The sequence below is a fragment of the Brenneria izadpanahii genome, from assembly GCF_017569925.1.
GTDB classification, from domain to species: Bacteria; Pseudomonadota; Gammaproteobacteria; order Enterobacterales; family Enterobacteriaceae; genus Brenneria; species Brenneria izadpanahii.
The window spans coordinates 3,643,460-3,657,319 of sequence record NZ_CP050854.1 but is presented as its reverse complement, the minus strand read 5'-3'; the positions used below and the strand labels follow the sequence as shown (position 1 = coordinate 3,657,319).

Genomic DNA, 13,860 nt, shown 5'->3' with positions numbered 1-13,860 from the left:
TGCGAAACTTTCGGCGATTTTTTACGTCGGGCTTTCCCTGTCCGCCGCCCTACGGGCCGCTGCTATGCGATGTTTAAAATCGCTCCCGCGTTTTTTTATCTCGGGTCGAGTTAGTTGCGGCGCCCTTCTGATATGCTATACCCGTCTTTATCGGTTAAATAATGAGAATTTTAAGGAGCCGGAATGAACTCTAAACTCCCCGAACAGCGTCCAGAGGCGTTACATGCCATGGTGACCGGGGTTCTGTCGACTTTTCAGCAGCCGACACTGAAAAATAACCTGACGACGTTGAACGCGCTGCATCACTGCGCGTTGCTGGATGACGTGCTGCATATTGAATTAATCATGCCGTTTGCCTGGCTGAGCGGTATGGAAGCGTTAAAAGAGACGATGAGCGACGAGCTGCTGCGTTTGTCCGGCGCGAAAGCGGTAGAGTGGCGTCTGACGCATAATATCGCCACGATGCGCCGGGTGAACGATCAGGCCGGGGTGAAAGGGGTTAAAAATATTATTGCGGTCAGTTCCGGTAAAGGCGGCGTCGGCAAATCCAGTACCGCGGTGAATATGGCGCTGGCGCTGGCGGCGGAAGGGGGCAACGTCGGCATTCTCGATGCCGACATTTACGGGCCGTCGATTCCGACCATGCTGGGAACGGCGAGCGAACGCCCGACCTCGCCGGACGGCCAGCATATGGCACCGATTATGGCCCACGGGCTGGCGACGAATTCAATCGGCTATCTGGTCACTGATGACAACGCCATGGTGTGGCGTGGGCCGATGGCGAGCAAAGCGCTGTTGCAGCTATTGCAGGACACGCTGTGGCCGGATCTGGATTACCTGGTGCTGGACATGCCGCCGGGAACCGGGGATATCCAGTTGACGCTGGCGCAGAGCATTCCCGTCACCGGCGCGGTGGTGGTGACGACGCCGCAGGATATTGCGCTGATGGATGCGATGAAAGGGATCTCGATGTTCGAGAAAGTCAGCGTGCCGGTACTGGGCATCGTTGAAAACATGAGCGTGCATATTTGCAGCCATTGCGGCCATCTGGAGCCGATTTTCGGCACCGGCGGGGCGCAAAAGCTGGCGGAAAAATACCATTGCGCGCTGTTGGGACAACTGCCGCTGCATATTTCGCTGCGCGAAGATCTGGATCGCGGCGAGCCGACGGTGGTCAGCCATCCTGACAGCGAATTTACGTCATTATATCGCGAACTGGCCGGTCAGGTCGCCGCCCAACTCTACTGGCAGGGCGAGGTTATCCCGACGGAAATCTCCTTCCGGGCGATTTAGGCGGCGGATAACGACCTGGTTTACCAGACTGCGCGCCTTCCTTTTCCACTGTTTCCACGCTTTTCCTGTCATCCCCGCGTAGGCGGGGATCGGTTGCGGAAACCGTAAACCGTTATTGGCGGATTCCCGCCTGCGCGGGAATGACGATACCGCCCGCCTATCCGCCTAATAGTGGAAACGCTGGCGTGCGCAGCGCTAACTCCCTATAATTGCCGCGTCACCGCACCGGTTGGTGCATCCCCTCTTCTTTTTTATGTTAATCAGGTCGTTAATACCATGACTGATAAGTCTCACCAGTGTGTCATCATCGGGATAGCGGGCGCGTCTGCTTCCGGTAAAAGTCTTATTTCCAGCACGTTGTACCGCGAGCTGCGTGACCAGGTCGGGGACCAGCATATTGGTGTGATACCTGAAGACAGCTACTATAAAGATCAAAGTCATCTGACGATGGAAGAGCGGATCAAAACCAATTACGACCATCCCAATGCCATGGACCACAGCCTGTTGTTGACGCATTTGAAAATGCTGAAGGCGGGCCAGGCGGTGGAGCTTCCTCTATATAGCTATGTTGAACATACTCGCAGGCAGGAAACCGTGCATCTTGAGCCGAAGAAGGTCATTATTCTTGAAGGTATTTTGCTGCTGACCGAGGCGCGTTTGCGCGAGGAACTGAATTTTTCCATTTTTGTCGATACGCCGCTGGATATCTGCCTGCTGCGTCGTATGCGCCGAGATGTCAACGAGCGTGGCCGGTCAATGGATTCCGTGATGGAACAGTATCAGAAAACGGTGCGTCCTATGTTCATGCAATTCATTGAGCCCTCCAAACAATATGCGGATATTATCGTCCCGCGTGGCGGGAAAAACCGTATTGCGATTGATATTCTGAAAGCCAAGATAAGCCAGTTTTTTGAATGATTTTTGGGGATTTTTCACCCAGTATTGATGCGAGTGGAGAAAAAAATGAGATTGTGTGACCGTGATATTGAAGCCTGGCTGGACGATGGCCGGTTACTGATTACACCGCGCCCGCCAACAGAAAGAATCAATGGCGCTACCGTTGATGTCCGCTTAGGGAATCAATTTCGGGTATTCAGGGGGCACACTGCGGCTTTTATTGATTTAAGCGGCCCGAAAGATGAAGTCAGCGCGGCGCTGGATCGGGTAATGAGCGATGAAATCAATCTGCCGGAAGGCGAGGCTTTCTTTTTGCATCCGGGAGAATTAGCGCTGGCGGTCACGTTGGAGTCGGTGACATTGCCGGATAATCTGGTCGGCTGGCTTGACGGCCGTTCCTCTTTGGCGCGTTTAGGTTTGATGGTTCATGTTACCGCGCACCGAATTGATCCGGGCTGGCAAGGAAGAATTGTGCTGGAGTTCTATAATTCAGGTAAGTTGCCGTTGGCGTTGCGCCCCGGCATGATGATCGGCGCGCTGAGTTTTGAACCGCTCTCCGGTCCGGCGGCCCGTCCTTATAACCGTCGTCAGGATGCCAAATATAAAGATCAACAGGGGGCTGTGGCGAGCCGAATCGACAAAGACTAATTGCCAAACCGTCTGTGATAAAGCGTATGCAATGAGGATGGCATGAGAAGATTTCTGACAACACTGGCAATTCTGCTTGTGGTGCTGGTGGCAGGAATGACAGCGCTGGTGGTGCTGGTTAATCCCAATGATTTTCGCGCTTACATGATAAGGCAAGTCGAAGAGCGTAGCGGGTATCAGCTGCGGTTGGATGGCGATTTACGCTGGCATGTCTGGCCGCAGCTCAGCATTTTATCCGGCGGCATGTCGCTGATCGCGCCGGGGGCGACGGCGCCGATCATCAGCGCGGAAAACATGCGTCTGGACGTTAAGCTCTGGCCGCTTCTCTCCCATAAACTCGCCGTCAACCAGGTTATGCTGAAGGGCGCGGTTATCCGACTGACGCCGGAAAGCGAAGTTAAGCCAGCCAATAATGCTCCTATCGCCCCGCCAGGATCGCCGGCCTCCGCTGAAAAATCGGGCTGGCGGTTGGATATTGATAAATTAAGGATCGCAGACAGCCTGTTGGTTCTGCAACGTAATGATAATGAGCAGATAAACGTTCGCGATATTGATCTATTAATGGAGCAGGACAGCGAGCGTCAGGTGCATATTGATCTGTCCAGCCGCATTAACCGCGATCAGCGGGATATCGCTTTTTCTCTGTCTGCGGATATGGATATGTCTCATTTCCCGCAACAGGTGAGCGCAAATATTGAGAAGCTGGATTACCAGATTCAGGGCGCGGATATCCCCGCTGGCGGCATCGCCGGCAAAGGCAGTTTGCAGGCCAGCTATCAGCATCAGCCTGAAAAAATCACGCTGAGCCAACTGGCCTTGAGCGCCAATGAGAGTCAACTAACGGGAAGCGGCAGCGCAACGCTTGGCGCCGTTCCTGATTATGCGCTGGACTTGAAATCCGACAAAATCGATCTGGACGCTTTGCTCGGCACCAAGCCGACCGCTGCGAAGGACTCCTCCTCGTCCGGCCCGGCCAAAGCGGGGAAACCGGTCATCTCATCTGAAGAACCCGCGAATAAAACCAGCGGCCTGGAGGGTTTTTCCGCGCGGCTGTCGTTGCAGGCCGGATCATTGATCTACCGTGGACTCCACATCAGCCAGTTTAACCTTCAGGCGACCAATCAACAGGGGCTGCTGGATATCGCCGCGTTGAACGGCAAGCTGGGGGAGGGGAGTTTTTCCCTGCCCGGCAAAATGGATGTAAAAGCGTCTCCGGCTATCTCGATTCAACCCGAAATTACTAATGTGGATATCGCCCCGCTGACGGCGGCCTTTGGTTTACCCGGAACATTGAGCGGCAAATTCTCAATGAATGGCCAACTGGGCGGCAATACGTTTACGCCGGCGGATATTCTTCGCCAGTGGCAGGGCAAAGCGGCGCTGAAAATCACCGATCTGCGTTTGCAGGGGCTGAATATTCATCAGATGGTGCAAATGGCGGTGGTGCGCGGCAACAGCGGCGTTCAGGGAATGGAGCGGTATGAACGTTATACTGAAGTCAAGCAGTTGACGGGAAACGCGCAGTTGAACGCCGGAAAGCTGCGTATCAGCGACCTGAAAGGCAGCTCTGAACTGCTGTCGTTAACGGGGAACGGGCAGCTTGATCTCCTGGCCAGAACCTGTGACACCAATCTGGGCGTGCGGATTGTGCAGGGCTGGCGCGGCGATGAACAGTTAATCAGCGCGTTGCAAAATACGACCATTCCATTACGTATTTATGGCTCGTGGGATAAGCTGAATTATCAGCTGCAGGTAGAGCAGTTGCTGCGTAAACGCATCCAGGATGAAGTGAAAAAACGGCTAAATGAATGGGCTGATAAAAATAATCAAAGCCAGAAAGGTAATGATCTGAAACAACTGCTTGATCGGTTGTAGCCGCTGTTTTACAAACTATCCCCGTATCTTTAATAGGGCATATTCTGCTTTCGCTCGGGAAGGCGTAATCCAACGTTTTTGGGTTAGCTCCTTCCCCTGGCGAGGGCTGTCTCTTAGTCACATTTTTATGCAAACGCCGAGGCCGTTAGTTTCGCGCGCTGCAATGCAATGGCGTCATTTCTATGCGCTGGTTTTGATTCCCTTTTCCATGCCTTTTTCTATTCCTTGCCGCATCCCTTTTTTAAAACCGATCTGTTCCAGTTGCGATGCGATGGCCATAATTTCCTCCCGATGCTGAGGCCGTTTTTCCATTAACACCTGGGCGAGATTCTGCACTGCGCGAGTATTGCCGCTACTCAATGAGCCGCGTGATTCCCGTCAACGGCCAGCGTCCCCGCCTGCTGTATTTCGTCCTGCATTTTTTGCGTCAACAGGGGGCATTCTTTGCACAACAGGCGTTCTCTCTGCACGCTGAAGATCTCTCCTGATAATCCCAAATAATCAAAAAACACAAAATCTACTTATAAATCATCCAATTAATTAGTTGGCAAATATATTGCATTGTGACGAATAAGTTGAGTTGTTGGACCAATTCAAAAGATCCATTTGAGGACGGGAATGCACAACGATTTGAATTTACTGCATCCGATAGCGCGCCAGCAGAGCGACACGATGGTGCTTGACGCACTGACGCGTTATGTCGCGCAGTCTGGTACTCGCGTCGGGGAGAAACTACCGCCGGAACGCGTATTGGCCGAAGGGTTGGCAGTCAGTCGTAATACCGTGCGTGAGGCGCTGAAACGCTGGGAAGCGCTGGGCATTATTGTGCGCAAAAAAGGCAGCGGAACATTTCTGCAATCGGAAGTCGCGGCGAACGACAGCTTTCTATCTCTGCGTTTTAAAAATGATTCCGAGACGATGCTGCATGCCTTGGAAGTCCGTCGGATCATTGAATGTGAAGCCTCCGCATTGGCCGCGGTTCGCGCTACGGAAGGCGACTTGCGTCTTATCGAACAAAAACTCGAGGTGATGGAAAAGGTACATATGGATGTCGGATCGGCCGGGGCGGAAGACTGGGAGTTCCATGCGGCCATCTATCATGCGGCGCGTAATCCGCTGTTATTACAGATGGTGGAGGGTATTTATGACTTACTGCACGCCTTCTTTGAATCACCGCCTGAACAGGCGCTGTTTAGCGACTCTTTCCCTCTGCATCGCACCTTATTTGAAGCTATCGCCCGCCGTGAACCTGAGGCGGCGCGCCGATTAAATAATGAAATTCTTAACATCACCGAACATGACATGAAGGAAGTGATCAATGCAGCAAGATAAAGGGCAACCATTACCTAATGAACTCAGTGAAAGCACCCGTTTAGTTCACGATGGTCATCATGAGCACGGCGCAATCTCGCCGCCGATTTATCAGTCATCTTTATTTAGTTTCGCTGATTATGACAGCATGATTGCTCGTTTTCGCGGCGATAGCGATCACGCGCTCTATTCCCGCGTCGATAACCCGACGGTGGTGGAGTTGCAGAAAAAAGTGGCTGAGTTGGAAGGCGGCGAAGCCTGCCTGGCATTCAGCAGCGGCATGGCCGCGATCAGCAACGCCATCCTCAGCGTCGTGGGGCCGGGCGATAAAGTGGTGTGCGTCAACCATGTTTATCCTGATACCTACCGATTTCTGCGCGGCTTCTGCCATCGCTTCCATATTGAATCGCAATTTGTTGATGGCGGTTCGCTGGATGCGCTGGAACAGGCGATACAGGGCGCCAGGCTGCTGTATCTGGAAAGTCCGAACAGTTGGGTGATGGGGGAGCAAAATTTACCGGCCATCGCCAAGCTGGCGAAAAAATATGGCGTCGTGACCATGATTGACAACAGTTGGGCATCGCCTGTTTTTCAGAAGCCGTTATCAGCGGGCATCGATCTGGTGATCCACTCCGCTTCAAAATACATCAGCGGACACAGCGATGTGGTGGCCGGGCTGGTCATCTCCAGCAAAGAACGCATCGGCGCCATTACCCGCGCTATCAGTCCGTTCCTCGGCGGCAAGCTATCGGCCAATGAAGCATGGTTGCTGCTGCGCGGCTTGCGCACATTGCCGCTGCGCATGCGCCAGCATCATAGCAGCGCGCTGGAATTGGCCCGTCGTTTGGACGGTTACTCACGCGTTACCCAGGTTAATCATCCCGGTCTCAACCCATTACCGACCTCAACGCTGACCGGCTACAGCGGGTTGTTCTCTTTTGAACTGAGCGAAGAAGTGGATATTCCCGCTTTCTGCAACGCATTGACGCTGTTCCGGATGGGCGTTAGCTGGGGAGGTTTTGAAAGCCTGGTGATGCCGGCGATTTCCGTGCTGAATCAGTCTGGCGAATTTAACTCCGCGATTGATTTTGGCGTATCGCCACGCGTTATCCGTATCTCAATCGGCCTGGAAGATATTGACGATTTATGGCGTGACCTGAAAAACGCGATTGAAAGCGCCTGCGCCTGAATGCGCGCCAACCAACGACTGTTCTTGTGCATCGACCTTTAGCTACGTGGAGAATCAATATAATGCGACATTCTAAACGTCATACATTGCTCAGTACGCTGGCCCTCAGCGTCAGCCTGTTTTCCTGCGCCGGTTTCGCCGCGACTAAACTGACGCTGGTGGAAGTGATCACCAGCCCGGCGCGTACTGAAATGCTGCAAAAAATGTTAACGGATTACAAAACTCAACATCCGGATGTTGAAATTGATGTGATATCCCTGCCGTGGGGACAAGCATTCGAAAAGCTTGGCACGATGATCCAAAGCGGACAATACCCGGATGTCGTGGAAATGCCGGATACCTGGCAAGGACTGTATGCCAATAATGGCATGCTTGCCGATCTTGAACCACGTTTGAAAAGCTGGAGCAACACGGCGGATTTGACCGATAAAACGCTGATGATGGCGCGGGCCGCCGGCGGTAATGCGACCATGGTGCCTTATGGCTTTTATCTGCGGGCCATGTTCTGGAATAAAAAGTTGTTTCAGCAGGCCGGCTTGAGCGAACCACCCAAAACCATGGATGAGTTTATGGCCTACGCGAAGAAAATCACCGCGCTGGGCAACGGGGTCAGCGGCTACTGTATGCGCGGCGGCGTCGGCGGCACCAATGCCTGGCTGATGTTTATGACCGCGATGAACGGATCTCCTGAGTTCTTTGACAAAGACGGCAATAGCACGCTGACTCAACCCGGCGCGATAAAAGGCGCACAATTTCTGGTTGATATGTATAAGAACGGTTATGCGCCGAAAGATAGCGTTAACTGGGGCTTCAATGAAATTGTATCCGGCTTCTATTCAGGAAAATGCGCCATGCTGGATCAGGATCCCGATGCATTAATCGCTATCAAAAACAGTATGGATGCAGACAGCTTTTCCGTTGCTCCGATGCCGTTGGGGCCGAGCGGTAAAGCCTATCCCACCATCGGCTATACCGGCTGGTCGATTTTCAAAAAAAGCAGCAATCAGGACCAGGCATGGGATCTGATTTCGTTTATCAGCAATAGAGAAAACAACCTCGCCTGGTCGAAATTCGTCGGAACGCTGCCGATCTATAAGGGCTCGGAGCAGGATCCGTATTATCACTCGCCGCAATTTTCCGGCTGGTTTGCTGAACTGAATAGTCCTGATTACATCCCGCTGACGATGCCGACGCATCTGAAAGGCTGGGGGTATTTCAATTCGGTGATTGTCAAAGACTCCTCACAGGAAACGTTACTGGGCCAGAACGATACCGAAAGTATGGTGCAAGACTGGGCCAAATATCTGACCAAAGAACAGAAATCCTGGCTGGCAACGCAAAAGTAAACCGCCGCTATTCTCCGGCTGATACGGCCGGAGAATTTGATTCGCTTTGATGGAGACGCGTCATGATGTTGGATACTTCATCGCCAGACACGACTGCCGCGCCACGCTTTTCCCGCTTGAAGGCGCTGCTGGAACCTTGGCTTTATCTCAGCCCGACGATGGTGCTGATTGGATTGTTTATCTTTGTGCCGATGGTAATTGGTATTTCTTATGCTTTTCAGAATATCCAGTTACTTAATCCCTTCGATAGCGGTTGGGTAGGGCTGGATAATTTTCGCACGATGTTCGACGATCGGCGCTTTTACGCCGCATTACGTCATACGGTTAACTGGACGCTGCTCTCACTGGTATTGCAATTCACGCTGGGGCTGGGATTGGCGCTGTTGTTGAATCGTGAGTTTCCCGGCCGCCGCTGGGTGCAGGCATTGGTGTTCCTGCCGTGGGCTGTGCCCGCTTTCCTTTCTGGATTGACCTGGGCCTGGCTGTTAAATCCGGTGATCGGCGTTTTGCCTCACTGGTTGGCGGCGCTGCACGTTATTTCTGAACCTTACAACATATTGTCCGATCCGCAACTGGCATTGTTCGGTCCGGTGCTGGCAAACGTTTGGTTCGGTATTCCCTTTTTCGCCATTACCTTATTGGCCGCTTTGCAGTCGATTCCGAAAGATTTGTATGAAGCGGCGGCCATGGATGGCGCGACGGGCTGGCAACAGTTTTGCAAAGTAACGTTGCCTTTTCTGGCGCCGATGATCGCCATAACCGTGATGCTGAGAACCATTTGGATTGCCAATTTTGCCGATCTGATTGTGGTCATGACCGATGGCGGCCCGGCGAACTCAACGTCGATTTTATCCAGCCTTATCTTCACGACGGCTTACCGCAAGCTTGATTTCGGCTATGCCTCGGCGATCGCCGTATTTCTGCTGGTCCTGATGACGTTATATGCGTTGGTGTTGTTGCGCATTCGCCATCAGTTATTGAAATAAGGAGATACCAATGAATGTTTTATTCCGCAAGGGCGGACACCGGCTTGGGATCCTGTGTTACCTGTTATTTTCCTTGTTTCCAATATATTGGTTGATAAAGATTTCCTTCACGCCGGACAAGCTGCTGTACAGCGAGGGCGTGCGTATGTGGCCCAGCGAGCTGACGCTGAGTCATTTTTTGCGGGTTTTTACCGAAAGCCAATTTCCGATCTACTTTTCCAACAGTTTGATCGTGTCGTTTGGTACCGCGTTTCTTTCCACGTTGATCGCGGCGGGCGCCGGTTTTGCCTTCTCCCGTTTCAGTTTCCGCGGCAAAACGGTGATGGCGGCGTTGCTGCTGTTCACTCAGATGTTCCCGCTGGTGATGATACTCGCGCCTATCTACAAAGTGATGGCGCCGCTCGGCCTGACCAACAGTCTGCTTGGGCTGATTCTGATTTACACCGCATTTAACGTGCCGTTCGCGACCTTCCTGATGCAGTCATTTTTCGACAGTATTCCGAAAGATTTGGAAGAGTCCGCGATGCTGGAAGGGTGCAGCCGATTTATGGCGTTACGCAAAGTGATTATCCCGCTCACGCTGCCGGGCATGGCCGCTACGCTGGGGTTTGTGTTTACGGCGGCGTGGAGCGAATTGTTGTTCTCGCTGATGCTGATTAACAAAAATGAGGTGATGACCTTCCCGGTCGGGTTGCTCAGCTTTGTCTCTAAATTTGCGGTTTCCTGGGGTGACATGATGGCGGCCGCGGTACTGGCTTTGATTCCGGCCTGTCTGTTCTTTGCATTTATTCAGCGTTACCTGGTTCAGGGGCTGACTGCCGGCGCGGTAAAAGGATAATTTTATGGCTCAGATTACGATTTCCAATCTTCAAAAACGTTATGAGAATGTAGAAGTGCTCCGACACATTAATTTAACCATCAAAGACGGTGAATTTGTGGTGCTGGTCGGGCCGTCAGGCTGCGGCAAATCTACCTTGCTACGCACGATCGCCGGGCTGGAACTGGCGACGGCGGGCGATATTCATATCGGTAACCGGCTGATGAACCAGGTTGCGCCGAAAGATCGCGATATCTCAATGGTGTTCCAGAGCTATGCGTTATATCCGCATATGACCGTCGCACGCAACATGGGTTTCAGTCTTGAGGTACAAAAGCGGCCAAAAGCCGAAATTGATGCCGCGGTGAATAAAGCCGCAGATATCCTCGGGCTGACGGCGTTGCTACAGCGGCGGCCGAAAGAGCTTTCCGGCGGGCAACGCCAGAGGGTAGCCATGGGGCGGGCGATCGTGCGTGAACCGCAGGTTTTTCTGTTTGATGAGCCATTGTCGAATCTTGATGCGCAGTTGCGTGGTCAAATGCGTATTGAAATTAAAAGCCTGCATCAGCGGATGGGTAACACTATTGTATACGTCACCCACGATCAGGTGGAGGCAATGACGCTGGCGGACCGCATTGTGGTGCTCAATCACGGCGTGATCCAACAGGTAGGCACGCCGCTGGAGCTGTACGATACCCCGGCCAATAAATTCGTCGCCAGCTTTATTGGCGCGCCGGCGATGAATTTTATCAACGGTACGCTGGAGCTCGGCGACGGCCGCCCGGTGGTGCGTATTGATCCTCAGCATTCTTTGCCCGTCGATCCCGCCATCAGCGGGTTGCAAAGTGGTCGTCCGGTAATTTACGGCGTGCGCCCGGAGGCCATCGAGTTAACGACTCAGGATGCGCCTGACGCCGTACCATTGGACGTCACATTGATTGAGCCGACCGGTTTGAGCGAATTGATTCACGGTACTTTCGGTGATGAACGTCTGAGTATCTACAGCATGGTGAGGTCGGGCGCTAAACCGGGGGATCGAGTGTGGATCAGTATTGATACCGCACGAATGCAATTGTTTGATGTGAATTCACAGGTGAGGCTTGCCAAGGCAGGGGAGTGATGGTGAATGGGAATGACGTCTGCTCCTCGTCGTTCCCACAATTAAGGATACGGCGCGGCGGGATGCCTGACTGGCGGAGAGATATCAGGCCATTCTCGATCTTGATGACAATGTTGCCTATATCGGCAACATTGGTATTGGAAGTCTCAGCTTGCCAGCAACATGATCACACCTCAAAATCTGATTGCGCATCGGCATCCTGGGTGATTAGCACCTTCACGATACGATGGCTTTCCACCGTTAGAATGGTGAAGGTGTAGCCATCGATAGACAATGTATCTCCAGCTTCGGGGATCCGCTGCGAGTGCTCCATCAGCAATCCTGCCAGCGTATAGTATTCCCGCTTTTCATCCAGCTTGATCGGAACGTACATGGTCAGATCTTCCAAAGGAAGGTAGCCGTTTGCCGTCCAACTGCCGTCCGGGTTTTGCTGAATATCGTGGCGCGCATCAATTTCTTCCCCGGCCAATGGCAGATTGCCGGCGATGGTTTCCATCACATCGCTCAAGGTGACAACGCCTTCAACCGAACCAAATTCATCAACGACAAAGGCAAAGTGGGTGCGCGCTTCCCGGAATTGTTCCAGCGCCAGCAATAGAGAGAGCTGTTCGGGAAATATCAGAGGCTGACGGATCAGAACATGCAGGTCAAAGGGATCGTGATTCAGCTGTTGTTGTAATAATTCCGTGACATTGACGACCCCCAGAATCTCATCCGATTTTTCGCTGTCGATGATGACCAGACGAGTGTGCTGATTGTTTTTCAAAATCTGCGCCAATTCCTCCTGAGAGGTATTTAGCTCGACGGGATCGATATCATGGCGGGATGTCATAATGCTGCTGATGGTACGTTGCGACATGCCGAGAACGCGCTCTATCATGCGGCGTTCCTGCAGATTGAAAACTTCCTGCCCGGTGTGGGCATTGTCCGCAATCATGGATGACGTCTGGTTATCCAGTTCGGCGTCTTCGTGCTCTCCCCGCAGAATACGCAGTACTACCTCGGCAGTACGCTGGCGCAAAGGAACGGACGAAGAAAGAAAGCGCCGGCGGTTAAACATGGATACCTGGTTGAACATCTCAATAACAACCGAGAAGCCGATAGCGGCATAGAGATAGCCCTTGGGAATATGATAGCCAAACGCATCCGCAACCAGGCTGAAACCGATCATCAGCAAGAAACTCAGGCACAGAATAACAATGGTTGGATGCTCGCTGACGAAGCGGGTCAGCGGCTTGCTGGCTAACAGCATCAGGAAAATCGCAATCGTCACCGCAGCCATCATCACCAATAAATGTTCCGTCATACCGACGGCGGTGATAACGGAATCGAGTGAGAAAATAGCATCCAGAACAACGATTTGCGCAACAACGGGCCAGAAACGCGCGGCTTTACGCTGCGTATGCTGCTCCTGATCCTTCCCCTCTAGCCGTTCGTTGAGTTCCATTGTCGCTTTAAATAGCAGGAACACGCCGCCAATCAGCATAATGACGTCTCGTGCGCTGAATGAATGGCCAAGCAATGCGAAAAGGTGAGTAGTCAGGGAGACGAGCCAGGAAATCGACGACAATAAAATTAGGCGCATCACCAGCGCCAATAACAAACCAACAACGCGAGCTTTATCTCTTTTTTCTTTTGGTAATTTTTCAGCCAGAATGGCAATGAAAACGAGATTATCTATCCCCAGCACCAGTTCCAGCACTACCAGCGTTGCCAGACCGGCCCATATTGTTGGATCAACGATCCACTCCATACTGATTATTTCACCTTTAATTGAATACCACGGCTGATAGCGTATCAGGGCAAACGCGGATGAACCAGAACTTGTGAGGGTATTTTATCGTGGGTAATCAACGCGATTGTGTTCAGGCTGATGATTTGACTCGGCATTACTGACGTTTTTCGGCATTATGCTGGCGCACAATCATCAGAATTGATTGAAAAAAAAGCATGCGCACGCATTTTTTAGCTTTCTCGCTATATTACGGCATGTAACATTTGAAGTGTCGGTAAACGGTGAATAGAATATGTCGCCATTATCAGCATGGTTTTACGATGTATAGCTCGTTATCTTTCATAAATCTTTATCAAAAGATATCGTCTTTATCCCTTAAGTCGGTTTTTTATTCCAATGGAGATGGGATCGTTATGGATAAACGTAGTCTTTTTCTGAAAAGAACCGCTTAGAACATCTTCTCCTTGTGCTCCTGCATTAGTAGTCAATACTATTAGAACGCAAAATTTAGTTTTGCAACAGAGGTCGTCTTTTCAACAAAAAGATAGTGTGTATTGGTAACGTTTTGTTACTCGATGTTTACCTCTTCAATAAAAATAAAATCGCCGTGCATAAGCTGTGCGGCTATCGATTTCAAAGTTTG

General features: G+C 51.9%; 12 protein-coding genes. 11 read left to right on the top strand and 1 reads right to left on the bottom strand.

Annotated elements, in window-relative coordinates:
* Positions 1 to 183: 183 nt before the first annotated feature.
* The 11 genes from apbC to HC231_RS16260 all read left to right on the top strand — a co-directional run bounded on the left by apbC (position 184) and on the right by HC231_RS16260 (position 11,482).
* Complete coding sequence (gene apbC / locus HC231_RS16305) at positions 184 to 1,293, top strand: iron-sulfur cluster carrier protein ApbC (RefSeq protein WP_208227797.1); 1,110 nt, start codon at positions 184 to 186, stop codon at positions 1,291 to 1,293.
* Positions 1,294 to 1,569: 276 nt separating this feature from the next.
* Complete coding sequence (gene udk / locus HC231_RS16300; RefSeq protein ID WP_208227796.1) at positions 1,570 to 2,211, top strand: uridine kinase; 642 nt, start codon at positions 1,570 to 1,572, stop codon at positions 2,209 to 2,211.
* 45 nt (positions 2,212 to 2,256) lie between these two features.
* Positions 2,257 to 2,838, top strand: a complete 582-nt coding sequence (gene dcd / locus HC231_RS16295; protein ID WP_048635598.1) for a dCTP deaminase — start codon at positions 2,257 to 2,259, stop codon at positions 2,836 to 2,838.
* A gap of 42 nt (positions 2,839 to 2,880) precedes the next feature.
* Positions 2,881 to 4,713: an outer membrane assembly protein AsmA gene (gene asmA, locus HC231_RS16290; protein WP_208227794.1), complete on the top strand. Its 1,833-nt coding sequence runs from the start codon at positions 2,881 to 2,883 to the stop codon at positions 4,711 to 4,713.
* 359 nt (positions 4,714 to 5,072) lie between these two features.
* Positions 5,073 to 5,201 carry a hypothetical protein gene (locus tag HC231_RS24170; RefSeq protein ID WP_281397338.1) on the top strand — a complete coding sequence of 43 codons (129 nt, stop codon included), beginning with the start codon at positions 5,073 to 5,075 and terminating at the stop codon, positions 5,199 to 5,201.
* Between the two features lie 130 nt (positions 5,202 to 5,331).
* Complete coding sequence (locus HC231_RS16285) at positions 5,332 to 6,045, top strand: FadR/GntR family transcriptional regulator (protein WP_208227793.1); 714 nt, start codon at positions 5,332 to 5,334, stop codon at positions 6,043 to 6,045.
* Entirely contained in the window at positions 6,032 to 7,213 is a 1,182-nt protein-coding gene (locus HC231_RS16280; protein WP_208227791.1) for an aminotransferase class I/II-fold pyridoxal phosphate-dependent enzyme, read from the top strand. Before HC231_RS16285 ends, HC231_RS16280 begins: the two co-directional genes overlap by 14 nt.
* A gap of 62 nt (positions 7,214 to 7,275) precedes the next feature.
* Positions 7,276 to 8,559: an ABC transporter substrate-binding protein gene (locus tag HC231_RS16275; protein ID WP_208227789.1), complete on the top strand. Its 1,284-nt coding sequence runs from the start codon at positions 7,276 to 7,278 to the stop codon at positions 8,557 to 8,559.
* A gap of 62 nt (positions 8,560 to 8,621) precedes the next feature.
* Entirely contained in the window at positions 8,622 to 9,545 is a 924-nt protein-coding gene (locus HC231_RS16270; protein WP_208227787.1) for a carbohydrate ABC transporter permease, read from the top strand.
* 10 nt (positions 9,546 to 9,555) lie between these two features.
* Positions 9,556 to 10,383, top strand: a complete 828-nt coding sequence (locus HC231_RS16265; protein WP_208227786.1) for a carbohydrate ABC transporter permease — start codon at positions 9,556 to 9,558, stop codon at positions 10,381 to 10,383.
* Between the two features lie 4 nt (positions 10,384 to 10,387).
* Positions 10,388 to 11,482: an ABC transporter ATP-binding protein gene (locus HC231_RS16260; protein ID WP_208227785.1), complete on the top strand. Its 1,095-nt coding sequence runs from the start codon at positions 10,388 to 10,390 to the stop codon at positions 11,480 to 11,482.
* 166 nt (positions 11,483 to 11,648) lie between these two features.
* Here HC231_RS16260 and HC231_RS16255 read toward each other — a convergent pair whose 3' ends face one another.
* Entirely contained in the window at positions 11,649 to 13,235 is a 1,587-nt protein-coding gene (locus tag HC231_RS16255; RefSeq protein WP_208227784.1) for a TerC family protein, read from the bottom strand.
* Between the last annotated feature and the right edge of the window lie 625 nt (positions 13,236 to 13,860).